The organism is Phytobacter cepae (assembly GCF_054165735.1).
This window is the reverse complement of sequence record NZ_CM135107.1, coordinates 425,449-448,719: the sequence shown is the minus strand read 5'-3', so window position 1 is coordinate 448,719 and position 23,271 is coordinate 425,449. Positions and strand designations below refer to the sequence as shown.

General features: G+C 53.8%; 23 protein-coding genes. 10 read left to right on the top strand and 13 right to left on the bottom strand.

Annotated features, from left to right (window positions below; genetic code table 11):
- Window positions 1-150: 150 nt before the first annotated feature.
- From frlA to ACUY4Q_RS02025, 5 genes are all read left to right on the top strand, one after another.
- Entirely contained in the window at window positions 151-1,491 is a 1,341-nt protein-coding gene (gene frlA, locus ACUY4Q_RS02045; RefSeq protein WP_458045490.1) for a fructoselysine/psicoselysine transporter FrlA, read from the top strand.
- Window positions 1,492-1,512: 21 nt separating this feature from the next.
- A complete protein-coding gene (frlB, locus tag ACUY4Q_RS02040; RefSeq protein ID WP_458045489.1) occupies window positions 1,513-2,535 on the top strand; it encodes a fructoselysine 6-phosphate deglycase in 1,023 nt (340 codons plus the stop codon).
- Window positions 2,536-2,587: 52 nt separating this feature from the next.
- Window positions 2,588-3,418, top strand: a complete 831-nt coding sequence (gene frlC, locus ACUY4Q_RS02035) for a fructoselysine 3-epimerase (RefSeq protein WP_458045488.1) — start codon at window positions 2,588-2,590, stop codon at window positions 3,416-3,418.
- Entirely contained in the window at window positions 3,415-4,200 is a 786-nt protein-coding gene (gene frlD, locus ACUY4Q_RS02030; protein ID WP_458045487.1) for a fructoselysine 6-kinase, read from the top strand. Before frlC ends, frlD begins: the two co-directional genes overlap by 4 nt.
- A 102-nt stretch (window positions 4,201-4,302) precedes the next feature.
- Window positions 4,303-5,034 (top strand): GntR family transcriptional regulator, encoded by a 732-nt coding sequence (locus ACUY4Q_RS02025; protein WP_458045486.1) that lies wholly within the window; start codon window positions 4,303-4,305, stop codon window positions 5,032-5,034.
- 61 nt (window positions 5,035-5,095) lie between these two features.
- Here the strand turns inward: ACUY4Q_RS02025 and trpS are convergent, their stop codons facing one another.
- The 12 genes from trpS to ACUY4Q_RS01965 all read right to left on the bottom strand — a co-directional run bounded on the left by trpS (window position 5,096) and on the right by ACUY4Q_RS01965 (window position 15,210).
- Window positions 5,096-6,100, bottom strand: a complete 1,005-nt coding sequence (gene trpS / locus ACUY4Q_RS02020) for a tryptophan--tRNA ligase (RefSeq protein ID WP_458045485.1) — start codon at window positions 6,098-6,100, stop codon at window positions 5,096-5,098.
- Window positions 6,093-6,854: a phosphoglycolate phosphatase gene (gene gph / locus ACUY4Q_RS02015; protein WP_458045484.1), complete on the bottom strand. Its 762-nt coding sequence runs from the start codon at window positions 6,852-6,854 to the stop codon at window positions 6,093-6,095. Before gph ends, trpS begins: the two co-directional genes overlap by 8 nt.
- Window positions 6,847-7,524, bottom strand: a complete 678-nt coding sequence (rpe, locus tag ACUY4Q_RS02010) for a ribulose-phosphate 3-epimerase (protein WP_458045483.1) — start codon at window positions 7,522-7,524, stop codon at window positions 6,847-6,849. The genes gph and rpe overlap by 8 nt, the downstream gene beginning before the upstream one ends.
- Before the next feature lie 76 nt (window positions 7,525-7,600).
- Entirely contained in the window at window positions 7,601-8,422 is an 822-nt protein-coding gene (dam, locus tag ACUY4Q_RS02005) for an adenine-specific DNA-methyltransferase (RefSeq protein WP_458045482.1), read from the bottom strand.
- Between the two features lie 67 nt (window positions 8,423-8,489).
- On the bottom strand, window positions 8,490-9,809 hold the full coding sequence (damX, locus tag ACUY4Q_RS02000) for a cell division protein DamX (protein ID WP_458045481.1): 1,320 nt from the start codon (window positions 9,807-9,809) through the stop codon (window positions 8,490-8,492).
- Between the two features lie 89 nt (window positions 9,810-9,898).
- A complete protein-coding gene (aroB, locus tag ACUY4Q_RS01995; protein WP_458045480.1) occupies window positions 9,899-10,987 on the bottom strand; it encodes a 3-dehydroquinate synthase in 1,089 nt (362 codons plus the stop codon).
- Window positions 10,988-11,042: 55 nt separating this feature from the next.
- Window positions 11,043-11,564 carry a shikimate kinase AroK gene (aroK, locus tag ACUY4Q_RS01990; protein ID WP_185668982.1) on the bottom strand — a complete coding sequence of 174 codons (522 nt, stop codon included), beginning with the start codon at window positions 11,562-11,564 and terminating at the stop codon, window positions 11,043-11,045.
- 293 nt (window positions 11,565-11,857) lie between these two features.
- Window positions 11,858-13,129, bottom strand: coding sequence for a DNA uptake porin HofQ (hofQ, locus tag ACUY4Q_RS01985; RefSeq protein WP_458047235.1), 1,272 nt, complete (start codon window positions 13,127-13,129; stop codon window positions 11,858-11,860).
- On the bottom strand, window positions 13,053-13,448 hold the full coding sequence (locus tag ACUY4Q_RS01980; protein WP_458045479.1) for a HofP DNA utilization family protein: 396 nt from the start codon (window positions 13,446-13,448) through the stop codon (window positions 13,053-13,055). Before ACUY4Q_RS01980 ends, hofQ begins: the two co-directional genes overlap by 77 nt.
- Window positions 13,441-13,902, bottom strand: a complete 462-nt coding sequence (locus ACUY4Q_RS01975; RefSeq protein ID WP_458045478.1) for a HofO family protein — start codon at window positions 13,900-13,902, stop codon at window positions 13,441-13,443. Before ACUY4Q_RS01975 ends, ACUY4Q_RS01980 begins: the two co-directional genes overlap by 8 nt.
- Window positions 13,892-14,428 carry a PilN domain-containing protein gene (locus ACUY4Q_RS01970; protein WP_458045477.1) on the bottom strand — a complete coding sequence of 179 codons (537 nt, stop codon included), beginning with the start codon at window positions 14,426-14,428 and terminating at the stop codon, window positions 13,892-13,894. Before ACUY4Q_RS01970 ends, ACUY4Q_RS01975 begins: the two co-directional genes overlap by 11 nt.
- The gene (locus ACUY4Q_RS01965) at window positions 14,425-15,210 is read right to left on the bottom strand and encodes a DNA utilization protein HofM (RefSeq protein WP_458045476.1); all 786 of its coding nucleotides are present in this window, start codon (window positions 15,208-15,210) and stop codon (window positions 14,425-14,427) included. Before ACUY4Q_RS01965 ends, ACUY4Q_RS01970 begins: the two co-directional genes overlap by 4 nt.
- 120 nt (window positions 15,211-15,330) lie before the next feature.
- Here ACUY4Q_RS01965 and mrcA point away from each other — a divergent pair, with 120 nt between their 5' ends.
- On the top strand, window positions 15,331-17,883 hold the full coding sequence (gene mrcA / locus ACUY4Q_RS01960; RefSeq protein ID WP_458045475.1) for a peptidoglycan glycosyltransferase/peptidoglycan DD-transpeptidase MrcA: 2,553 nt from the start codon (window positions 15,331-15,333) through the stop codon (window positions 17,881-17,883).
- A gap of 26 nt (window positions 17,884-17,909) precedes the next feature.
- On the opposite strand, the gene nudE is transcribed toward mrcA, so the two are convergent.
- Window positions 17,910-18,470, bottom strand: coding sequence for an ADP compounds hydrolase NudE (gene nudE, locus ACUY4Q_RS01955; protein WP_458045474.1), 561 nt, complete (start codon window positions 18,468-18,470; stop codon window positions 17,910-17,912).
- A gap of 321 nt (window positions 18,471-18,791) precedes the next feature.
- Here nudE and ACUY4Q_RS01950 point away from each other — a divergent pair, with 321 nt between their 5' ends.
- From ACUY4Q_RS01950 to hslO, 4 genes are all read left to right on the top strand, one after another.
- Window positions 18,792-20,927, top strand: a complete 2,136-nt coding sequence (locus ACUY4Q_RS01950) for an intracellular growth attenuator family protein (RefSeq protein WP_458045473.1) — start codon at window positions 18,792-18,794, stop codon at window positions 20,925-20,927.
- Between the two features lie 64 nt (window positions 20,928-20,991).
- Entirely contained in the window at window positions 20,992-21,672 is a 681-nt protein-coding gene (yrfG, locus tag ACUY4Q_RS01945; RefSeq protein WP_458045472.1) for a GMP/IMP nucleotidase, read from the top strand.
- Complete coding sequence (gene hslR / locus ACUY4Q_RS01940; RefSeq protein WP_458045471.1) at window positions 21,672-22,073, top strand: ribosome-associated heat shock protein Hsp15; 402 nt, start codon at window positions 21,672-21,674, stop codon at window positions 22,071-22,073. The genes yrfG and hslR overlap by 1 nt, the downstream gene beginning before the upstream one ends.
- A gap of 24 nt (window positions 22,074-22,097) precedes the next feature.
- Window positions 22,098-22,976, top strand: a complete 879-nt coding sequence (hslO, locus tag ACUY4Q_RS01935; RefSeq protein WP_458045470.1) for an Hsp33 family molecular chaperone HslO — start codon at window positions 22,098-22,100, stop codon at window positions 22,974-22,976.
- The last annotated feature ends 295 nt before the right edge of the window (window positions 22,977-23,271 follow it).

Below are 23,271 nucleotides of genomic sequence, written 5' to 3'. Positions count from 1 at the left end.
CAACTGTCGTTTTTGTGATCTTTCTCCACATCACAATTCATCATGTGTTGTTATATTGATTATGTGTCGTCATATAGCAAAAATCGGTTTGATGTCTGATGGCTTCGGCGACCCTTCTTGACCCTACAACATTCTAAAAAAGGTATTGATATGGAAAGCCAGGAACTCCAACGCAAGCTGGGCTTTTGGGCCGTGCTCGCTATAGCCGTCGGTACCACCGTCGGATCCGGTATTTTCGTTTCAGTAGGTGAAGTCGCAAAAGCGGCGGGTACACCATGGTTAACCGTGCTCGCGTTCGTGATCGGCGGCCTGATCGTCATTCCGCAAATGTGCGTTTATGCGGAACTGTCCACTGCCTACCCTGAAAACGGTGCAGATTATGTCTATTTAAAAAATGCAGGCAGCCGCCCGCTGGCGTTTCTCTCCGGCTGGGCCAGTTTCTGGGCGAATGACGCTCCCTCGCTCTCCATTATGGCGCTGGCGGTGGTGAGCAACCTCGGCTTCCTGATACCGCTCGATCCGCTGACCGGCAAGCTATTGGCAACGGCGCTCATCATCATGTTTATGCTGCTCCATCTGCGCTCCGTTGAGGGGGGCGCCGCGTTTCAGACGCTGATCACTATCGCCAAGATAATTCCCTTCACCATTGTTATTGGCATCGGCATTTTCTGGTTCAAGTCCGATAATTTTACGGTTGCGCCCGGTAGTGGGACCGTCACTGCGGCGTCCGGCATCATGGCGTTACTGGCCGGGATTTCCGCCACCAGTTGGTCTTATACCGGCATGGCGTCTATCTGCTACATGACAGGGGAGATCAAAAACCCTGGCAAGACCATGCCGCGTGCCCTGATTGGTTCTTGTTTGTTGGTACTGGTGCTCTATTCGCTGCTGGCACTGGTTATCTCCGGCCTGATGCCGTTTGAAAAACTGGCGGCCTCAGAAACGCCCATCTCTGATGCCTTGACCTATATCCCTGCGCTGGGTAGCACCGCGGGCATCTTTGTGGCTATCACCGCGATGATTGTCATCCTCGGCTCTCTCTCCAGTTGTGTGATGTATCAGCCGCGACTGGAGTACGCGATGGCGAAGGATAAGCTCTTCTTTAAATGTTTCGCTCACGTCCACCCGAAATACAACACCCCGGATGTGTCGATCGTTTTACAGGGCGCGCTCGGGATCTTCTTTATCTTTGTTTCCGACCTGACCAGCCTGCTCGGCTACTTCACGCTGGTGATGTGCTTTAAAAACACCCTCACCTTCGGCTCGATTATCTGGTGTCGCAAACGCGACGACTACAAACCGCTCTGGCGTACCCCGTTGTTTGGCCTGATGACGTTCCTCGCCATCTGCTCAAGCCTGATCCTTGTCGCCTCTACCTTTGTCTGGGCGCCCATTCCTGGTCTGGTCTGCGCCCTGATTGTTATCGCCACCGGCTTGCCCGCCTATGCCTTCTGGGAAAGGCGCAATCGTCGTCTGGCCGCACTTTCGTAAACCCATCTGGAGAAACGTTACATGTTGGATATTGATAAAAGCACCGTGGATTTCCTGGTCACTGAGAATATGGTGGCGGAAGTGGAGAAAGTTCTGCAGCAGGACGTTCCTCGCGTTCATCGCATCGTCGATGAGATGATCCACCGCGATATCGACCGGATCTACTTCGTTGCCTGCGGATCGCCACTCAATGCTGCGCAAACGGCGAAGCACCTTGCAGATCGTTTTTCAGATTTACAGGTTTATGCTCTCTCAGGCTGGGAGTTCTGCGATAACACGCCGCATCGTCTGGACAGCCGCTGTGCAGTGATCGGCGTGTCGGATTACGGCAAAACCGAAGAAGTCATTAAAGCGCTGGAATTAGGTCGTGCCTGCGGCGCGCTCACCGCCGCCATCACTAAAAAAGCGGATAGCCCGATCGCCGAGCCGGTGGAGTATGTCGTGGATTACCAGGCTGACTGCATCTGGGAAATCCACTTGCTGCTCTGCTACAGCGTGGTACTGGAGATGATCACCCGCCGCGCACCGCACGCGGAAATCGGCAAAATCAAAACCGATCTGCAAAAACTGCCGCAGGCGCTGGGTCATTTGGTGCGCAACTGGGAAGAGAAAGGTCGTCAGTTGGGCGAGCAGGCAAGCTCATGGCCGATGATCTACACCGTCTCCGCCGGTCCGCTGCGTCCATTGGGTTACAAAGAGGGGATTGTCACCCTGATGGAGTTTACCTGGACCCACGGCTCGGTCATCGAGAGCGGTGAGTTCCGTCACGGCCCGCTCGAGGTCGTTGAACCTGGCGTACCTTTCCTGTTCCTGCTGGGCAACGATGAAAGTCGCCATACCACCGAGCGCGCCATCCGCTTCGTGAAAGCGCGTACCGATAACGTCATCGTCATTGATTACGCCGACATTGCCCAGGGCCTGCACCCCTGGCTGGCACCTTTCCTGATGTTCGTTCCCATGGAGTGGCTCTGCTACTACCTGTCCATTTACAAAGATCACAACCCGGATGAACGCCGCTATTACGGCGGTCTGGTTGAGTACTGATTTTAACTGGCCGGTCCATCAGAGGCCGGCTTTCTTTAAAAGGAGAACAGCAATGAAAACAGGCATGTTTACCTGCGGTCACCAGCGTTTACCACTTGAAGACGCCTTTCGCGACGCGCATGAACTGGGCTATGACGGCATCGAGCTGTGGGGCGGGCGTCCGCACGCCTTCGCCCCCGATCTAAAAGCGGGTGGGATTAAGCAAATCAAAGACCTTGCCCGAACCTATGATTTACCGATCATTGGCTATACCCCCGAAACCAACGGCTACCCGTGGAATATGATGCTGGGGGACGAACGGATGCGCCGTGAAAGTCTCGATATGATTAAGCTGGCAATGGACATGGCTAAAGAGATGAACGCGGGGTTCACGCTAATCTCCGCTGCACACGCAGGGTACTTAACCACACCCGAGGTTATCTGGCAGCGCCTCGCCGATAATCTGCACGAGCTGTGCGACTATGCGCAGGAGATTGAAATGGATTTGGTGCTTGAACCGCTCACGCCGTATGAATCAAACGTGGTCTGCAACGCCAATGACGTACTGCGCGCTTTCTCCCTCGTCCCCTCGCCGCGTCTGTTCAGTATGATAGATATTTGTGCCCCCTGGGTGCAGGGCGAACCGGTAATGAGCTACTTCAACAAGTTGGGGAAAAAACTTCGCCACCTGCATATCGTCGACAGCGATGGATCAAGTGATAGCCACTATATTCCCGGCGAAGGAAAAATGCCGCTGACCGAACTGATGCGCGATGTCATTGCCAGTGGCTACGAAGGCTATTGCACGATAGAGCTGGTGACCATGTACATGAATGAGCCACGGTTGTTCGCCCGCCAGGCGCTGGCGCGCTTTCGCGCATTACTGCCGGAGGCGAATGCATGAAACGGCTGGCTACCCTCGGCGATAATTGCGTCGATATCTACCCGCACCTCGGCAAAGCGTTTTCCGGTGGCAATGCCGTGAACGTCGCGGTTTACAGCACCCGCTACGGCATGAAGCCTGGCTGCGTGACCTGGGTTGGGGAAGATGAGTATGGCCGGATGCTAAAAGCGGACATGGCCAGAGCGGGCGTCGACACTCGTCACGTGCATGTGAAATGTGGCGTCACCGCGCAAACACAGGTGGAGATGAAAGGTAACGATCGTGTGCTGGGCGAGTACACCGAAGGTGTCATGGCAGATTTCATCCTGGAAGAGCACGATTTCGCCTGGCTTGCGGGCTATGACATTATTCACTCTGCTATCTGGGGGCATGCGGAGAGTGCGTTTCCCCGACTGCATGCTGCCGGTAAACTCACCGCCTTTGACTTCGCCGATAAATGGGACAGTCCGCTCTGGCCTTCCCTATTGCCTCATCTCGACTTCGTCTTCGCCTCGGCGCAGCAGGAAGATGCTGATTTACAGGCACGCATGCAGGCAAGCGTTGAACAGGGGGCAGGCATGATGATTGTGACGCTGGGTGAACAGGGCAGTATCGCCTGGGACGGCAGGCAGTTCTGGCGTCAGGCCGCCCTCGAGGTAAAGGTGGTCGATACCATGGGGGCAGGCGATTCGTATATTGCGGGCTTCCTGTGTGCGGTGGCGAATAACAACTCGCTTTCGCAGGCCATGGAACAGGGTACGCAGAGTGCGGCGCGTACCATTCAGTACCATGGCGCATGGTAGTGGAACGCAGGCATGGGGGATTTGAACTTCATGCCTGCGATCTATGACTGGCTGATAAACAACCCTATAATCGCTCTATTCTCTTCATATCAGGGTTGAGTCATGCCAGCTACGGATCGCTATTCTCATCAATTACTCTATGCCACGGTACGCCAGCGTTTACTGGATGACATTGCGCAGGGAATCTATAAAGCCGGGCAGCAGATCCCCACCGAAACCGAACTGTGTACGCTTTACAACGTCAGCCGGATTACGATACGTAAAGCCATAAGCGACCTGGTGTCAGATGGTGTGCTGATTCGCTGGCAGGGTAAAGGGACATTCGTGCAGAGTCAAAAAGTGGAGAACGCGCTCCTGACCGTGAGTGGTTTTACCGATTTTGGCGTCTCACAGGGGAAACCCACCAAAGAGAAAGTGATTGAGCAGGCGCGGATAAGCGCGGCCCCCTTTTGCGAGAAACTCAATATTCCCGGAAATAGCGAGGTGTTCCATTTAAGCCGCGTCATGTATCTCGATAAAGAACCGCTGTTTATCGACAGCTCATGGATACCCCTGTCGCGCTACCCGGAATTTGATAACCATTACAACGATGGCCTGTCGACCTACCAGATTTTCCAGAAGCACTACGACACTCAGGTCATTAGCGACAACAAAACGATTGATATCTTTGCCGCGACCCGTTCTCAGGCGAAATGGCTCAAATGTGAGCTAGGGGAGCCTCTTTTTCGCATCAGTAAAATTGCCTTCGACCAGAACAGTAAACCGGTGCACGTTTCAGAACTGTTTTGTCGTGCCAACCGCGTCACGCTAACCATTAATAACCATCGGCATTAATTTACTGAATTTAATACAAAAAAAGAGGGCCTGAGCCCTCTTCATGTTGGTGAGTGTACCGTTATGGTTTGGCGACAAACCCAATCGCTTCGTACACGGCCTTCAGCGTCTGAGATGCGTGTGCGCTGGCTTTCTCGGCACCTTCTTTCATGATCTTTTGCAGGAAAGCTTCATCGTTGCGGTAACGATGGTAGCGCTCCTGAAGTTCAGTCAGCATACCGGAAACGGCCTCTGCCACTTCACCTTTCAGATGACCATACATTTTGCCTTCGAAGTGCTGCTCAAGTTCAGGAATGCTCTTGCCTGACACCGCAGAGAGGATGTCAAGTAGGTTGGAGACACCCGCTTTCTCTTTAACGTCGTAACGCACCACCGGCGGCTCATCACCGTCGGTCATGGCACGTTTGATCTTCTTAACCACCGATTTCGGGTCTTCCAGCAGGCCGATAACGTTGTTGCGGTTATCGTCAGACTTGGACATCTTCTTGGTCGGCTCCAGCAGAGACATCACGCGGGCACCGGATTTCGGAATGAACGGCTCAGGCACTTTAAAGACATCGCCGTAAAGGGCGTTGAAACGTTGCGCGATGTCGCGGCTCAGCTCCAGATGCTGTTTCTGGTCTTCCCCCACCGGCACCAGGTTAGTCTGGTACAACAGGATGTCCGCCGCCATCAGCACCGGATAGTCAAACAAACCGGCGTTGATGTTTTCAGCGTAACGCGCTGATTTGTCTTTAAACTGCGTCATGCGGCTCAGTTCGCCGAAGTAGGTATAGCAGTTCAGTGCCCAGCCCAGCTGTGCATGCTCAGGGGCATGAGACTGAACGAAGATGGTGCTTTTCTCAGGATCGATCCCGCAGGCAAGGTAAAGTGCGAGCGTGTCCAGCGTGGCTTTACGCAGCTTCTCAGGGTCCTGACGCGCAGTGATGGCATGCAGGTCAACGATGCAGTAGATGCAGTGGTAATCATCCTGCATGTTGACCCACTGACGCAGCGCACCCATGTAGTTACCAATGGTCAATTCACCTGAGGGCTGTGCGCCACTAAATACGATGGGCTTAGTCATGTTTCACGTCCTGATTTTCACTGTGCGAAAGCCCGAGAGCGGGCAGTAAATCGTTGAAGCGGTCGTACACGTAGTCCGGCTCGCTTAAGGTAATCGCTTCGCCATAATTGTAACCATACGTCAGGCCAACAGAGCAACAGCCTGCCGCCTGGGCCGCGAGAATATCGTTACGGGAATCCCCGACGAACAAGAGTTGATTGGGCGCCATACCCAGCTTCTCCGCCACCAGCAGCAGCGGTTCTGGATGAGGCTTCTTGTTCTGCACGTCGTCACCACCGATGACCACGCTGAAATAATGGGCAATGCCGAGGGCTTCAAGCAGGGGGGCGACAAACGGCGTCGGTTTATTGGTTACCAGCGCCAGCGGCAAGCCTTTCGCATGAAGAACCTCAAGCGTCTCGGCAACGTCCGGGAACAGGAAGCTGCCCTCTTCGACCGACTCGGCGTAGTAACGGTCAAACAGTTTACGCAGCATGAAGGCCTGCTCATCCTGGGGGATATCATTGGCGTTCGCCGCCGGTTTTCCTGACGCCGCACGCTGTGCATTACGTTCCTGTAGCGACCAGGTGAGCGCCCGTGACATAAGCACATCGGCCCCGTTACCAATCCAGGTAATGACGCGTTCTTCACCCGCCTGCGGCAGTTCAAGCGCGTACAGCGCGTTATCCACCGCGGCGGTTAAACCCGGTGCGCTGTCGACCAGCGTCCCATCGAGGTCAAATGCGACCCCGCGAATTGCCTGCAATTTATCCATGACTTACCTTTGCCAGTTCACTGCGCATTTCATCAATCACTTTCTTGTAGTCCGGCTGGTCGAAGATAGCAGAGCCTGCAACAAACATATCGGCGCCAGCGGCAGCGATATCACGAATGTTGCTGGCCTTCACACCACCGTCCACTTCGAGACGAATATCAAAACCGGATTCATCAATGCGGCGGCGCACTTCACGCAGTTTATCCAGCGTGTGAGGGATAAAGGATTGACCACCAAAGCCCGGGTTAACCGACATCAGCAAGATAACGTCCAGTTTATCCATCACGTGATCGAGATAGCTCAGCGGCGTGGCCGGGTTCAGAACCAGCCCGGCTTTACAGCCCTGCTCTTTGATCAGCTGCAGGGTGCGGTCAACGTGCTCGGAGGCTTCCGGGTGGAAAGTAATGATACTTGCCCCGGCGGCGGCAAAGTCAGGGACCAGACGGTCGACCGGTTTCACCATCAGATGCACGTCAATCGGTGCGGTGATGCCATAGTTACGCAGTGCTTTGAGCACCATCGGCCCCATGGTCAGATTGGGCACGTAATGGTTGTCCATCACGTCAAAATGCACCACGTCTCCACCTGCGGCCAGCGCCTTTGCCGTGTCTTCACCCAGACGGGCAAAGTCAGCCGAGAGAATCGAAGGGGCAATCAAATACTGTGTCATCCGCATCTCCTTGAGAAGAAAATAAAGTCATTTTACAGGCTAAGGTGAACGCGTAACGACGGCGAGAACAAGCGGGCTACACGGTCGTCGGACGATACAACGCCAATAATTCATCCACTTTTTTGCGTGTACCGCCATTGCTGCTGATACTGCGCCGCACCTTTACCACATGCAGTTTTGCCTGACTGTACCACTCACGGGTCAGCGCCGTGTCATGGTTGGAAATTAATACCGGAATTCGATTGCTTACCAGGCTCTCCGCAATAGAGGCCAGATGGGCCTGCTGCTCAAGAGTAAAACTGTTGGTGTGGTAAGCCGTGAAATTTGCCGTAGCAGAAAGCGGCGCGTAAGGCGGATCGCAATACACCACGGAACGGGCATCCGCGCGCGCCATACTGTCAGCGTAAGATTCACAGTAGAAAAAGGCATTCTGCGCTTTTTGGGCGAAATGATACAACTCCGCCTCGGGGAAGTAGGGCTTTTTGTAACGACCAAAGGGTACGTTAAATTCCCCACGCAAATTATAACGACAGAGCCCGTTGTACCCGTGACGATTGAGATACAGGAACAACACCGAGCGACGGAAAGGATCCCGACTCTGGTTGAATTCACTGCGAAGCTGGTAATACACCTCTGACTGATTGTTGTCCGGGGTGAAAAGCAGCCGCGCGGCATCAACATAGCCTTCCACATTGTCTTTAACAATGTTGTACAGGCTTATCAGATCGCTGTTGATATCCGCAAGAATATAACGGGAATACGAAGTATTGAGGAAAACAGAACCCGCACCGACGAAGGGTTCGATAAGACAATCGCCCGCAGGCAAATGTCGTTCAATATCGGTAAGCAGGGGGTATTTCCCCCCTGCCCATTTCAGAAAAGCGCGATTTTTTTTCATGCTGGATGATTGATTACACTCTCTCCGGCTGTGGAGACAGCTCCGACAGCATCCTGCGCTTTAAACATTACTTCAGATCGGCCTGAACCTGATGCAGCGGTTTCGCCCACGGGTTTTTCGCCTGTACATCGGACGGCAACGTAGCGACCGCACGTTTGGCATCTTCTTTGGAAGCATAGACGCCGCTCACCAGCACATACCATGGTTGACCGTTGCGAGTCGTCTGATAAACCACGAAGTTTTTCAGATTTTCTTTCTTCGCCCAGGCATTCAGGTTATTGGAATTTGATGAGCTACTCAGTTGCAGAGTGTAATGGCTACCCGGTGCAGACTTCAGTGAACCCACGTTCCCCGTTGCGCCACCACTGGCAGCAGGCGCGGCGGCGGTGGCCGTTGGTGCGGCTGCTGGCGCCGTGGTTGTCGCTTTCGGTGTCGCGGCAGGTGCTGGCGCAGTTGCTGCTGGCGCTTTCACCGGTGCGGCGGCTACGCTTTCAGTGCGCTTCGGCTGCTGGGCAGTAGGCGTAACCGCTTTTGGTTCAGTTTTTGGTTCTGCTTTAGCAACAGGCTGTTTAACCTGCGGCTTCGGCTCGATAACCATCTGCTTACGTTCAGGACGCGAAGCGCTGGTGTTATTTTCAGCCGTTGCGTGTGCTGCATTGCTGTTACCGCCGCGTACCGGGGCAACGGTTGCAGGCTCAGTCGGCAACGTACTGTTGGCGACGGCACTGTTAATTTGGTTCTGGCCTTGCGGAGAAGCCAGTGCGCTATTCAGATCGCCCTGCACTTCCAGCCGTTGCTGACCTTCCGGTGCTACAACCGTTTGGCTTTGAGAAGGCGTAGAAGAGATAGGTGGCAAAGAGACATCGCGCGATCCATTCGTATTCGCAGCGGTATCCTGTGCTGGCGTATTACCTGGGGCAGGTTGCGCGCCGTTGGCCTGCTCGGAGGCTGCGTTCGTACCGTTGCCAGAAAGATCGATACTTTTTTCCGTCGATGCGGATTCATTCGTTGCGGGAGCGGACGGTGCCTTAAGGGCAGAGCCGATACCCACGATGAGCAGCAGAAGCACCAGAATGCCCACTCCCATCATGACGTACTGGCGTGAAGCGGGTTTCGCTGCAACCGCTTTTTTACGCTTGCGCGGACGGCGTTCAGCACGCTCTTCGTCAAGCGACTCCTCTTCCGCTTCGTAATCTTCTTCTTCGTAATCATCACGGTCATCACGCACTTTACGCGCGCGCGAAGGACGGCGATCGTCAGCATCAAGCTCAACATCATCAAAATTGATTTGCGGCTCATCGACACGTTCAGAAGATTGACGAGAACGACCAGTACGACGATCGCTTGGATCGGGTTTCAGATCGTCTTCTGGTTTGAATTCATCCATTTAACACCCCACTCAAAGGTTTATGCCGACCACCCGTGCATAAAACCCGAATTTAAACGCCGCGCACGCGCAGCAAACCTTTCTAATTGTTACGCCTGCTGGCAATCAGCAATGGCGCCAAGAACGACCTCTTGTGACACTCCGCCACGAACTTCACTCTTCCCTATCGCCAGCGGGAGCACTAAACGTAGCTCGCCTGCTAACACTTTTTTGTCACGCAGCATATGCGGAATATATGCCTGAGCAGACATCTCTTGCGGCCCACTCACCGGTAAACCGGCACGTTTGAGCAAGGTGATAATGCGTTGCGTATCCTGTGGGCTAAACTGCCCCAAACGCTCAGATGCGCGCGCCGCCATCACCATTCCTGCTGCGACAGCTTCACCATGCAGCCAGTTGCCGTAACCCATTTCGGCTTCTATTGCATGACCAAAGGTATGTCCCAGATTGAGTAAAGCACGTAAGCCTGTTTCCCGCTCGTCAGCTGCCACAACTTCGGCTTTTAGCTCACAACAACGGCGGATACAGTAAGCCATCGCCTTGCCATCCAGACGCAGCAATGCATCCAGATTTTCTTCCAGCCAGTCGAAAAAAGCGCCATCAAGAATGATGCCGTATTTAATAACTTCAGCCAGACCAGACGATAATTCTCGTGCAGGCAAGGTAGAAAGGCAGTCAAGATCCACCACGACCGAAGCCGGCTGGTAAAACGCGCCAATCATATTTTTGCCAAGAGGATGGTTAACCGCTGTTTTCCCGCCGACGGAGGAGTCGACCTGAGAAAGCAGAGTAGTAGGAACCTGAATAAAACGAACGCCGCGCTGATAGCTGGCCGCAGCGAAGCCGGTGAGATCACCGACCACTCCGCCACCCAGTGCAACTAGCGTTGTGTCACGACCGTGGGGTTTTTGCAAAAGGGCGGTAAACACGGTGTCCATAACCGTCAGGCTTTTATACTGCTCGCCATCCGGTAAGACCACACTGTCAACCTTAACACCCGCTGATTCCAGCACCTGACGGACTTTGTCGAGATAGAGGGGTGCCAGTGTTTCGTTGGTGACCAGCATAACCTGATCACCGGACTTCAGGGGCAAGAAGGAAGCTGGGTCGTTGAACAAACCAGCCGCGATGGTTATAGGGTAACTCCGTTCCCCAAGAGTGACTGTGATCCTCTCCATGACGCGACATCCACCTTAAATGCTTAAACCCGCAGGCCTGTGAATTGAGCCAGAATTAGTTGCTTTCCAGCATATGAATAATCTGGTTTGCGACAACTTTTGCGCTCTGGTCATCAGTGCGAATGGTAACGTCAGCAATCTCTTCATAGAGAGGATTGCGTTCATCAGCCAGCGCCACCAGCACTTCGCGCGGTGGCGTTTCCACCTGCAGAAGTGGACGTTTTTTGTCACGTTGAGTACGAGCCAATTGCTTTTCGATGGTGGTTTCCAGATAAACCACGACACCGCGGGCGGAGAGACGATTACGGGTTTCGCGAGATTTCACAGAGCCGCCGCCGGTCGCCAGGACAATTCCCTGCTTTTCCGTAAGCTCATTGATGATCTTTTCTTCGCGATCGCGGAAACCTTCTTCACCTTCTACATCGAAGACCCAGCCCACATCAGCTCCGGTTCGTTTCTCAATCTCTTGATCAGAATCGTAAAATTCCATATTGAGTTGTTGAGCTAACTGACGCCCAATAGTGCTTTTGCCGGCACCCATAGGCCCAACCAGAAAGATATTGCGTTTCTCTGCCATTTTTTCGGTACTACTAAGACTATTCGTTGATGATAAACCTGCTTCGTTGTTACCTTGCGGAGCAGGACATGAACTGAAACCTCATATACGTAAGTTCGAGAGTCAGACCAAAAATTATCTCAGTACTATGACTGGTTTGGCAACTGAATAAATCACTAACTACCCGTAGACATCATTTATGGTAGTTGGCATTCGCTGACACTCAAATCGGTACTCCTTGTAAGCTAAATCATCTCTCACGTCAAACACCTGTATCGAGTTCAGCCCAAAAAGCGGCAGAGAAAAGGTATCAATCAATGAACAGGCACTAAACGCGGCGTAATAAAGACCACCAGTTCACGGCGTTCATTATCTTTCCCGTCATGGCGGAAGAGCTGCCCTACCCAGGGAATGCGACCGAGAACGGGCACACTGTCGCTTGCTGCCTTATTCTTTTGCGAGAAGATGCCGCCCAGCGCCAGCGTCTCACCACTCTTAATCTCCACCTGAGTTTCTATCTCTTGCTTATCAATCGCCAGAACTTCACCGTCTGCCTGCTGGAGAACCTGACCGGGGACATTCTGGGTGATACGCAGTTTTAAACGCACTCGCCCTTCCGGCAGAACCGTTGGGGTCACTTCCATCCCGAGCACCGCCTCTTTAAATTCTACTGACGTAGCGCCGCTTTCGCCGCTGGAGACTTGATAGGGAATTTCACTGCCCTGTTTAATACTGGCAGGCTGCATGTGGGACGTTAACAGACGCGGACTGGCAATAATCTCCAGTTGCTGTTTTTGCTCAAGGGCAGAGAGTTCGAGGTCCAGTAAGCGCCCATTGATACTGCCAATGTTAAAACCCACCCGGGTAGTGGCACTTTCTACCGACAAATCAGCAGACAGTGTTGATACCTGCCCACGTTTACCGGGTTTTGTTGCCTCACCCAGCCCCCATTTCACCCCCAGTTCCCGCAGACTTTTTTCATTAATAGTGACGATATGGGCCGCCAGCTCAACCTGCTCAATGGGCAGGTCCATCTGCACAACCCATTTTTCTAATGCATTGAGTGCTGCTTTATTGTCGCGTAACAGCAGGCGATTCAGTCGCTTATCCACGGTCACTGCCCCTTTGGGGCTGAGCAATTTCCCGCCAGCTTTCGCCAGCTCCTCGGCATCGGCGTAACGCAATGTGAGACTACGCTCTTCCAGCGGCAGATTTTGCTTTTGTTTTTCCAGCGCCGCGTCGCGTGCATCCCGCTGCTGTTGCTGCCAGGCCGCCGAGTGCACATGCAAAATATTGCCTTCAGTGCGCATCGTTAAACCCGTGCTTGAAATGACCGTCTGCAGCGCCTGCTTCCAGGGCACGTCCACCAGATGGAGCGACAGGGTGCCATCCACGTCCTTCGAGATAACCAGATTGTGTTTCTCCTGTTCGGCCAGCGCCTGAAGCACCTGCCTGACCGGGACGTCATCCACCATCAGGGTAACCAGTCGGGGTGGTTTTTCCTGTTCCTTATTTTTCTCTTTTGCCTTCGCGCTGAGATTGGTCGTCGCCAGGCAAAGGCAGAGTATTGCCGTTACGCGTTTTATCATCCTGAGTTCCTTCTCGATTCATGCGCCAGCTTGCGGGGTTACATCCGTGCCCGTTCTCCAGTGCCACCTCTTCTTTATTAATACGCACAATTTTCCAGCCAGCGAGCAGCGTCTCTTGCTCACGCAAGCGCCGCCAGCGACCAGCGGGATCCTGCGCGATCCCAACGGGTTTCTCGTCCACCATGACCACGCCTTGCAGACGCCATTCACCCAAAAGGGCGAACTGGCAGCGATCGGGTAGAGGACGAAAAGGGTCACGCATACCGGTCAGCAACGGCAAGACCAGCAGACAAGTGAGTGCAATACGTTTAGCCACCCTCCCCCCGCTCCAGTAGTAACGTGAAATGTAGCGCGTTCTCTTTCATCGCCAGGGTAAATCCAACGGCCAGCATGTTGCGCTCTGCGAGGTGCAAAAAAGTCGGTGGCACTGCCTCCCATGTGGACGCCAGTACCATTTCTCCCCCTCCGACGGTGGGTTGCCAGCGAATCAACTCTCTTCCCAAAGACTGAAACGACAAAGGGGTGAAGGCAGTGACCTTCTCTTCGCTTGCTGACACGTCAGGCGGTCTGAGATTCATCAGCGTCTTCCAGCGAAGCTGCCTCGTTTGTTGCTGGGCCTGTCGCTGAGCCTCTAATGAAAACTGTTCGGCTTCGATGGGTCGAATCACCATGCACCAGCAGAACGCCAGTGCCAGTAGCACCAGGAGACTGGCCGTCAGCGCACGTAACCCGGGCGAAAGGCCATACCAAAACTCAAGGTCACGGGGCATCTTCGGCCTCCTTTTCAAGCTGATAACGGAACTGCCAATGACCCTGTGCATCACGTTCAGTGGCACCCGTTGGCTGTAAGCGAAACCCCTGAGTTGAGCTCAGGGCCTGCTCAAGCTGACTGAGTGCCGCGAAAGAGCGGGTCGCACCCGCCAGCTCAAGCTTGCCCTCATGAAAATGCAGCGTTGTCAGCCAGGCACTCTCAGGCATCCGCTCGGCAAGCGCCCCTAACCGCTGATGCCACAACCGTGTGATTTGCCGCTGCCGGGCGCTGGCCTGCAGCTTTAACCACTGCGCATGCTTTGCCTGGAAGAGGGGTTCGCGAGAGGCGATCCGGCTCAGGACATCTGCATCTGATTGCAACCATAGCGAAGCGTCCTGACGCCTGAGACTGGCACTGCCCTGCCACCCCATCGTCATCAGCGAAATACCCATGAGCGCGAGCACAAAAAACAGTAGCCAGAAGCGGCGACAGTGATAGCGGCGCTGCTCCCGCCATGGGATGAGGTTTACCACGTGCCTGCTCACTGAACACTCCCTAACGCCAGACCAATGGCAACGGCAAAACCCGCACCTTCAACCGGTAAGGGGGGATGACGTTGTGCAACGGCGTGCCAGGGATCAAAATCGCATTGCTCATCAGAACACTGGGCAACGTCGACCTCAGATAACCCGAGGCGCGCAGCCAGATTTGAAATAGAGAGCTTTTCATCACCGGGCTGTCGCCCCCATGCCTCTCGTGTTGCCCATAGCCACTGCGTGCTATCCCGCCAGATCAGGCAGCGAGCGGGAGGATTAAGGAAAGGAATGAGCGGTTGCAGCGCACAGGCATCCGGCGTCACAGCCGCAACGTTTAAACGCAGAGATTTTGCCAGGCTCAGTAGTTCAGCCACTTCTTTATGCTGCGCCGCAGTCACGCTATAGGCAGGTGCCAGCGTGTCTTCGACATAATCAAAACGCAGGTCTGTTGCCGCCATTTCCAGTTCACGGGCCACGTTGTGAGAAAGCCATTGCGTCAGGGCTTTCTCTCGCAATTTCATTGCCGGTCGCGGCACCTGTTTTTGCAGGGTTCGCGCAGCAGGAAAAGCTAACCGTACGCGGTGCCGTTGCGGGAGTGACTGCCGCCAGGGTGCCAGCACCGTAAGCAGGTGCTGCGGCAATCGAAGCTGCCCATTTTCTACCGTTCCGCAAGGAAGCGGCATCTGCCACCAGCGCCGCAGCGCCCAGCCCGATCGCCCGTGGGTCAGCGCAACGCTAACCACGCTATCTTGCTGAATATGCAGCCCAATCTGCCAAAGCCCGAATGCCATAAATTACGATCTCCTTATCGTCGGGAAAGATAACTGCTCTATCAATGCATCAGGCTTGCATTTATACTACCGCGCGGTTGTTTATAAACTGCCCAAATGAAACTAAATGGGAATCCTCCGGTGAAGTTCGTAAAGTATTTATTCATCCTTGCAGTCTGTTGCATTCTGCTGGGAGCAGGTTCGATTTATGGCTTATACAAATATATTGAACCGCAGCTACCTGATGTCGCCACGCTCAAAGACGTGCGACTGCAAATCCCGATGCAGGTCTACAGCGCCGATGGCGAACTGATTGCGCAATACGGGGAAAAACGACGCATTCCATTGACCTTAAGTCAAATTCCACCCGTCATGGTGAAAGCGTTTATTGCCACCGAAGACAGCCGTTTTTACGAGCATCATGGCGTTGACCCCGTGGGGATTTTCCGTGCCGCCAGCGTTGCGCTGTTTTCCGGTCACGCATCCCAGGGCGCAAGTACCATAACGCAGCAGCTGGCGCGAAATTTCTTCCTGAGTCCTGAACGCACCCTGATGCGTAAGATCAAAGAAGTCTTTCTGGCGATCCGTATTGAACAGCTGCTGACAAAAGACGAGATCCTTGAGCTGTATCTCAACAAGATTTACCTCGGTTATCGCGCATATGGCGTAGGCGCAGCCGCGCAGGTCTACTTCGGTAAAAACGCCGATCAGCTCACGCTGAGTGAGATGGCGGTGATTGCGGGTCTGCCCAAAGCCCCTTCAACGTTCAACCCGCTTTACTCCCTGGATCGCGCCACATCGCGACGCAACGTGGTGCTGTCGCGTATGGTCAGCGAGGGCTATATCACGCAGACGCAATACGCAGAGGCCCGTGCTGAAGCTATCGAAGCCGATTACCATGCGCCAGAAATCGCCTTCTCTGCCCCTTATCTCTCTGAAATGGTGCGTCAGGAAATGATGGCGCGCTATGGCGAGAAAGCCTACGAAGATGGCTACCGTGTTTACACCACCATTACCCGTAAAGTGCAGCAGTCTGCGCAGGACGCCGTACGGAATAACGTAATGGATTACGACATGCGCCACGGCTATCGTGGTCCGTCTAATGTGCTGTGGAAACCCGGTGAAGCCGCCTGGGACAGTAAAAAGATCGCTGACTCCCTGAAAGCGTTGCCTTCTTATGGTCCTCTTGAACCCGCAGTCGTTACCGCAGCGAACCCGCAGGAAGCGATGGCCACGCTGGCAGATGGCACCTCTGTTTCGCTGCATATGGAGGGCGTACGCTGGGCAAGACCGTATCGTTCCGATACGCAGCAAGGGCCAACACCGCGCAAAGTCACGGATGTCGTGCAGACGGGCCAACAAATATGGGTGCGCCCGGTGAATGAGGGCTGGTGGCTGGCACAGGTGCCGGACGTCAACTCAGCGCTGGTCTCAATCAACCCACGTGATGGCGCAGTGCTTGCCCTGGTCGGCGGTTTTGATTTCAACCAGAGCAAATTCAACCGCGCCACCCAGGCGTTGCGTCAGGTTGGCTCAAACATCAAGCCGTTCCTCTATACCGCAGCAATGGACAAAGGCCTGACGCTGGCCAGTATCCTCAACGACGTGCCTATTTCTCGTTGGGATGCGGGTGCAGGTTCAGACTGGCGTCCAAAGAACTCACCTGATGAATATTCCGGGCCAATTCGTCTGCGTCAGGGACTAGGGCAGTCGAAAAACGTGGTGATGGTACGTGCCATGCGCGCCATGGGTGTCGACTATGCCGCAGAATATCTGCAACGTTTCGGCTTCCCGGCTCAGAACATCGTTCATACCGAGTCGCTGGCACTGGGCTCCGCATCCTTTACCCCTATGCAGGTTGCCCGTGGCTACGCCGTGATGGCGAACGGCGGCTTCCTCGTTGACCCTTACTTCATTACCAAAATCGAAAATGACCAGGGCGGTGTGCTGTTTGAAGCCAAACCGAAAATTGCCTGTGCCGATTGCGATATTCCGGTGATTTATGGTGATACGCCGAAGTCAAACGTACTCGAAAATAAAGACATGGAAAACGTCGCAACCTCTCAGGAGCAGCCTAATTCGGGTGTGCCTATGCCGCAGTTGGAACAGGCGAATCAGGATTTGGTTGCCAGAAGCGGTGGCCAGGAGTATGCACCTCATGTCATTAACACGCCATTGGCTTTCTTAATCAAAAGCGCCCTGAACAGTAACGTCTTTGGCGAACCGGGCTGGCAGGGGACGGGCTGGCGCGCCGGGCGCGATCTGAAGCGTAACGATATCGGCGGTAAAACGGGTACCACAAACAGCTCGAAAGACGCCTGGTTCTCGGGTTATGGTCCGGGTGTTGTGACTTCGGTATGGATCGGTTTTGACGATCATCGCCGTGATCTGGGTCGTACGACGGCATCCGGGGCGATTAAAGATCAGATTTCGGGTTATGAAGGTGGCGCCAAGAGTGCACAACCGGCATGGGACGCTTATATGCAAGCCGTCCTGAGCGGCGTGCCAGAAGAACCGCTGACGCCCCCACCGGGCATCGTGACGGTGAATATCGATCGCGGTACCGGGCAACTGGCCAGCGGAGGCAGCAGTCGACAAGAGTACTTTATTGAAGGCACTCAACCGACCCAACAAGCCGTTCATGAAGTGGGAACCACCATCATTGATAATGGTGAAACACACGAACTGTTCTGACAAAAAAGGCGCGAAAGCGCCTTTTTTTATAACCGTCCTTGCCCTTTCAACCACTCTCTGAGCAGAAACAGCGCACTGACGTTACGGGCTTCGTTGAAGTCCGGTTCTTCCAGCAGATCCATTAAATGTGCCAGCGGCCAGCGAACCTGAGGCAACGGTTCCGGTTCATCTCCCGGCAATGATTCAGGGTAAAGATCTTCGGCCAGCAGGATATTCATTTTGCTGGAAAAGTAAGAGGGTGCCATGCTGAGTTTTTTCAGAAACGTCAGTTCCCTTGCCCCAAAGCCGACCTCTTCCTTCAGTTCCCGATTTGCTGCTTCATACATGTTTTCACCAGGATCAATTAACCCTTTTGAAAACCCAAGTTCATAGGATTCAGTGCCCACGGCGTATTCGCGAATAAGGATAATGTGATCGTCAACAATCGGCACGATCATCACTGCTTCGCGGTTGGACGGACGCATACGTTCATAAACGCGACGTACACCATTACTGAATTCCAGATCCACGCTTTCAACGTTAAACAGTCGTGAAGAGGCAACGGTCTCTACGTTAAGAATGGTGGGTTTTTGCAATGATTCGCTCATTATTATCGGTCTTTCCAGAGAATACTGACATTATTGTGCGACACAGAACCGCGTTTGGGCAATGTCATTTGCCCCTCATTTACATTTTCGCAACCTCCTTTCAGCCCTTTCCCAAATAAACCTAAAAGTCAAGAGGTTGAAATTAAACTAAGAATTTGCTGATATTCGCCTTAGGCCTGCTTTGCTACCCTTTCCAAGGCTGCGAGGCACGAAAAGAGTAAGAACATATTTTTGCCTGCCAACTATTTGATTATGCTGATAATATCCATGGGAAAAGGTGCAACTGACTACACCTGCTACTACAAGTAAGATGGGAAAAGCATGAGCACCATTTTGATTTTTTTCGCTGCTATGCTGGCCTGCGCACTCGTCGCCGGGTGGGTATACCGAATGAGATCGCAGAGGCGATATCGTTTACCACACCTTCAGGCTTTTGCAGGTGCGACGACCCGTAAATTGAAACCAGAAGAGCGCAGTGCGGTTGAAAGCTATCTGGATGCGCTTTCCCGTAGCCGCCAGGTGCCTGGCCCAACAGGCGCAACAACGGCTCCCGTCTCACTGGCCCTCAATGCGCAAAGCAACACCGTTATTCATCTGACCCAGGCTATTACCCGCTACGGCATTACGACGGATGCGCCTAACAAATGGCGCTATTACCTCGATTCTGTTGAAGTCCATTTACCTCCGTTCTGGGAGCAGTACATCACGGATGAAAACAGCGTTGAGCTGATCCGCACTGACACCCTACCGCTGGTTATTTCACTCAATGGTCACAATCTGAGTGAATCGCGCTACGACGAACAAACGCTGATGCCAGAACAGGTTTCAGCGACGCATTCTGCTATTCGCGGCGAAGAGACAGAGCAGATTGAGCTGCTCAACATACGCCACGAAACGCCCCAGGAGTATGCGCTTAGCCGCCCCGATGGCCTCCGGGAGGCATTACTCATTGCCGCTGCCTTCTTGCTGTTCTTTTTCTGTCTGGTGACGCCGGAGGTCTTTGTCCTTTGGCTTGCGGGGGGCGGGATCCTTCTTCTGGCCGCCGGGCTCTGGGGGTTATTCGCTCCACCTGCAAAAAACGCACTCCGGGAAATTCACTGCCTGCGTGGCACGCCAAAACGCTGGGGCCTGTTCGGCGAGAATAATCAGGAGCAAATCAATAACATCTCGCTTGGGATTATTGATTTAATTTATCCCCGTCACTGGCAGCCTTATATCGCACAGGATCTGGGCCAGCAAAGCGACATTGATATTTATCTCGATCGCCACGTTGTCCGCCAGGGGCGCTTCCTGTCACTTCATGATGAAGTCACTCATTTCCCGTTGCAGCATTGGGTACGAAGTGCCGTTATTTCTATGGGTGCGCTGGCAGTACTGGTCATGCTATTGGTCTGGGTGCCGCTGGATATGCCTATCAAGTTTACGCTTTCCTGGATTAAAGGCGCACAAACCATCGAGGCCACCAAAGTCAGTGAGCTCGAGTCCGCCGGGCTGCGCGTTGGGGACTCGCTTCGTATCCACAGTACGGGCATGTGTAGTATTCCAACCTCCGCTAACTGGACGACCCGTCAGAGTTCTCCGTTTACGCCGTTCGACTGTTCGCAGATTATCTGGAATGACGCCCCGCCATTGCCGCTGCCTGAGTCTGAAACGGTGACCAAAGCCACCGCCCTGGTGCAGGCCGTCAACCGTCAGTTGCATCCTAAACCTGAGGATAACTCCCGTGTCAGCCCTGCCCTGCGCTCGGCGATTCAAAAATCGGGCATGGTATTGCTGGATGACTTTGCAGACATTGTTTTGAAAACGCAGGATTTGTGTGCCGCTGATGACGATTGTCTGCGGCTTAAAAACGCCCTGGTTAATCTCGGTAACAGTAAAGACTGGGACACCCTGACCACCCGCGCCAGCGCGGGTAAACTGACCGGTGTGAACGTGCTGTTACGTCCCGTCAGCGCAGAGTCTCTCGATAATCTGGTTACCACCTCAACGGCCCCCTTTATTATGCGAGAAACCACGCGCGCGGCGCAGTCGCTTAACAGCCCGGCCCCCGGTGGTTTTTTGATTGTCAGCGAAGAGGGCAGTGAACTGGTCGATCAGCCTTACCCACCGATGGCTCTGTACGACTACCCGGCAACGGAACAATGGAACGAATTCCAGCGACTGGCGGAGATGTTGATGCAGACGCCGTTCAGTGCTGAAGGCATTATCACCAACATCGCCACCGATGCTAACGGTACCCGACACGTCAGCCTGCACCGCATTCCTGATGCATCCGGCCTGTGGCGTTATATCGGTACGACGCTGTTGCTGCTGGCGATGATCGTTTGCAGTCTCTATAACGGCGTGCAGGCGCTCCGTCGCTATCAACGTAACCGTACACGCCTGGCTGACATTCAGCAGTATTATGAAAACTGCCTGAACCCAAAACTCATCCCTGCCCCTGAAAGCCTGACCTGATAAACTGCTTGCGCGTCGGGTATGTTAACCTGTCGCGCACGCTTCTTTCTGGCTGGAGTTTTCTATGCATTTTGATATCGACTGGCGAGACGTGGATACCGTCCTGCTGGATATGGACGGCACGCTTCTTGACCTCGCGTTCGATAATTACTTCTGGCAGACCCTGGTCCCGGAAACGTTTGGCGCGAAAGAAGGGATTACGCCTGCGGAAGCCCAGCACATCATTCGCCAGGAATATCATGCCGTTCAGCATACGCTAAACTGGTACTGTCTGGATTTCTGGAGCGAACGCTTAGGGCTCGATATCTGCGCGATGACCACTCAGCAGGGTCCGAAGGCGGTGTTGCGTGAAGATACGGTCCCTTTTCTTGATGCGCTGCAAAAGTGCGGTAAAAGACGCATCCTGTTGACCAATGCCCACCCGCACAACCTGGCTGTTAAACTTGAACACACTGGGCTTGCAGCACACCTTGATTTATTACTTTCCACCCACACATTTGGTTATCCGAAAGAGGACCAGCGTTTGTGGCAGGCCGTGGCACAAGAAACCGGCTTAAATCCGGAACGCACGCTGTTTATTGATGACAGCGAGCCGATTCTGGATGCCGCCGCCCAATTTGGTATTCGTTATTGCCTCGGGGTGACAAACCCGGACTCTGGTCTGGCGGATAAAAGCTATCTACGTCACCCCGGCATGAACGATTATCGCCACCTGATTCCCGCGCTCAGCGTGAAGGAGAGGTAATGAAACAGCAGCCCGAGCAAAACGTCCGTCTGGATAAATGGCTGTGGGCAGCGCGCTTTTATAAAACGCGCGCCCTGGCTCGCGAAATGATTGAAGGCGGGAAAGTGCATTACAACGGTCAGCGCAGCAAGCCGAGTAAAGTCGTCGAGCTGAACGCCATGCTGACGCTGCGACAGGGAAATGATGAACGCACGGTGATGATTAAAGGCATTACCGAACAGCGTCGCCCTGCCGACGAGGCCGTTACGCTGTACGAAGAGACGGCCGAAAGTATCGAAAAGCGCGAGAAAATGGCGCAGGCACGTAAACTCAATGCGTTAACGATGCCCCACCCCGATCGCCGCCCGGACAAGAAAGAACGCCGCGACCTGATGAAATTTAAACACGGTGACAGCCAGTAGCGCCCACCTGCAAGAGAGAAAATTATGGCTCAACACGACCAATTACACCGCTATCTGTTTGAAAACTATGCCGTGCGCGGCGAGCTGGTAACCGTATCGGAAACCTGGAAACAGATGCTGGAAAACCACAATTACCCCCTGCCGGTGAAAACCATTTTGGGTGAGTTGCTGGTCGCCACCAGCCTTTTAACGGCGACCCTGAAATTTGCAGGTGACATTACCGTGCAGTTGCAGGGAGATGGCCCGATGAGCCTGGCGGTAATTAACGGCAACAACCGTCAGCAGATGCGCGGCGTGGCGCGCGTTCAGGGTGAGATTCCTGAAGGCGCGGACCTGAAAACGCTGGTGGGTAATGGCTACCTGGTTATTACCATTACGCCTGAGGAAGGCGAGCGTTACCAGGGTGTGGTTGGACTGGAAGGTGATACGCTGGCAGCGTGCCTTGAAGATTACTTCCTGCGTTCAGAGCAGTTGCCTACACGTCTGTTTATTCGCACAGGTGAAGTTGCAGGTACGCCGGCTGCGGGCGGCATGTTGCTCCAGGTTCTGCCGGCGCAGGAGACCCAGGCCGCAGATTTCGAGCACCTGAGCATTCTGACTGAAACCATTAAGGCCGATGAACTTCTTACGCTCGCGGCGGAAGACGTTTTGCACCGCCTGTACCATGAAGAAGAGGTCCGCCTGTACGATCCGCAGGACGTTGAATTCAAATGTACCTGCTCGCGTGAACGTTGCGCGGATGCGCTTAGAACGCTACCGGATAACGAAGTTGACAGTATCATTGCCGAAGAAGGTGAAATTGATATGAACTGTGACTACTGCGGCAGTCACTATCTCTTCAATGCTATGGATATTGCCGAAATCCGTAACAACGCCTCCCCTGCCGATCCGCAGGTGCATTAACCTTCCCCCTTCGTTCGCTCTTAAGCGCCGCCCCCTGGGGTGGCGCTTTTGTTTGGCACGTCACGTTTCCGCTAATACGTTATATGAAAGCCTTACGTAATTTACTTTCATGAAAGCGATTACAGTCACAATATGACCGTTAAAAATATCGCTTTATGTCGCTTTAAGAACATTTTCCCGATCATAATGGCTATGATTGCCAAAATCTGTCTCGCTTCATGACGGATATCACAGTGTTTTCCATCGATAAGGGTTTGTCGAGATGCGTAAATCTATGAGCCGTGTCGCGGTCAAG

Bases quoted from the DNA above. Each gene is read 5' to 3' on its own strand.
- rpe (WP_458045483.1), bottom strand. From the start codon at position 7,524: ATGACACAGTATTTGATTGCCCCTTCGATTCTCTCGGCTGACTTTGCC.
- frlB (WP_458045489.1), top strand. From the start codon at position 1,513: ATGTTGGATATTGATAAAAGCACCGTGGATTTCCTGGTCACTGAGAAT.
- frlC (WP_458045488.1), top strand. From the start codon at position 2,588: ATGAAAACAGGCATGTTTACCTGCGGTCACCAGCGTTTACCACTTGAA.
- hslO (WP_458045470.1), top strand. From the start codon at position 22,098: ATGGCTCAACACGACCAATTACACCGCTATCTGTTTGAAAACTATGCC.
- aroB (WP_458045480.1), bottom strand. From the start codon at position 10,987: ATGGAGAGGATCACAGTCACTCTTGGGGAACGGAGTTACCCTATAACC.
- frlA (WP_458045490.1), top strand. From the start codon at position 151: ATGGAAAGCCAGGAACTCCAACGCAAGCTGGGCTTTTGGGCCGTGCTC.
- ACUY4Q_RS01950 (WP_458045473.1), top strand. From the start codon at position 18,792: ATGAGCACCATTTTGATTTTTTTCGCTGCTATGCTGGCCTGCGCACTC.
- aroK (WP_185668982.1), bottom strand. From the start codon at position 11,564: ATGGCAGAGAAACGCAATATCTTTCTGGTTGGGCCTATGGGTGCCGGC.
- dam (WP_458045482.1), bottom strand. From the start codon at position 8,422: ATGAAAAAAAATCGCGCTTTTCTGAAATGGGCAGGGGGGAAATACCCC.
- ACUY4Q_RS02025 (WP_458045486.1), top strand. From the start codon at position 4,303: ATGCCAGCTACGGATCGCTATTCTCATCAATTACTCTATGCCACGGTA.
- gph (WP_458045484.1), bottom strand. From the start codon at position 6,854: ATGGATAAATTGCAGGCAATTCGCGGGGTCGCATTTGACCTCGATGGG.
- yrfG (WP_458045472.1), top strand. From the start codon at position 20,992: ATGCATTTTGATATCGACTGGCGAGACGTGGATACCGTCCTGCTGGAT.
- nudE (WP_458045474.1), bottom strand. From the start codon at position 18,470: ATGAGCGAATCATTGCAAAAACCCACCATTCTTAACGTAGAGACCGTT.
- frlD (WP_458045487.1), top strand. From the start codon at position 3,415: ATGAAACGGCTGGCTACCCTCGGCGATAATTGCGTCGATATCTACCCG.
- ACUY4Q_RS01965 (WP_458045476.1), bottom strand. From the start codon at position 15,210: ATGGCATTCGGGCTTTGGCAGATTGGGCTGCATATTCAGCAAGATAGC.
- ACUY4Q_RS01975 (WP_458045478.1), bottom strand. From the start codon at position 13,902: ATGCCCCGTGACCTTGAGTTTTGGTATGGCCTTTCGCCCGGGTTACGT.
- damX (WP_458045481.1), bottom strand. From the start codon at position 9,809: ATGGATGAATTCAAACCAGAAGACGATCTGAAACCCGATCCAAGCGAT.
- trpS (WP_458045485.1), bottom strand. From the start codon at position 6,100: ATGACTAAGCCCATCGTATTTAGTGGCGCACAGCCCTCAGGTGAATTG.
- hslR (WP_458045471.1), top strand. From the start codon at position 21,672: ATGAAACAGCAGCCCGAGCAAAACGTCCGTCTGGATAAATGGCTGTGG.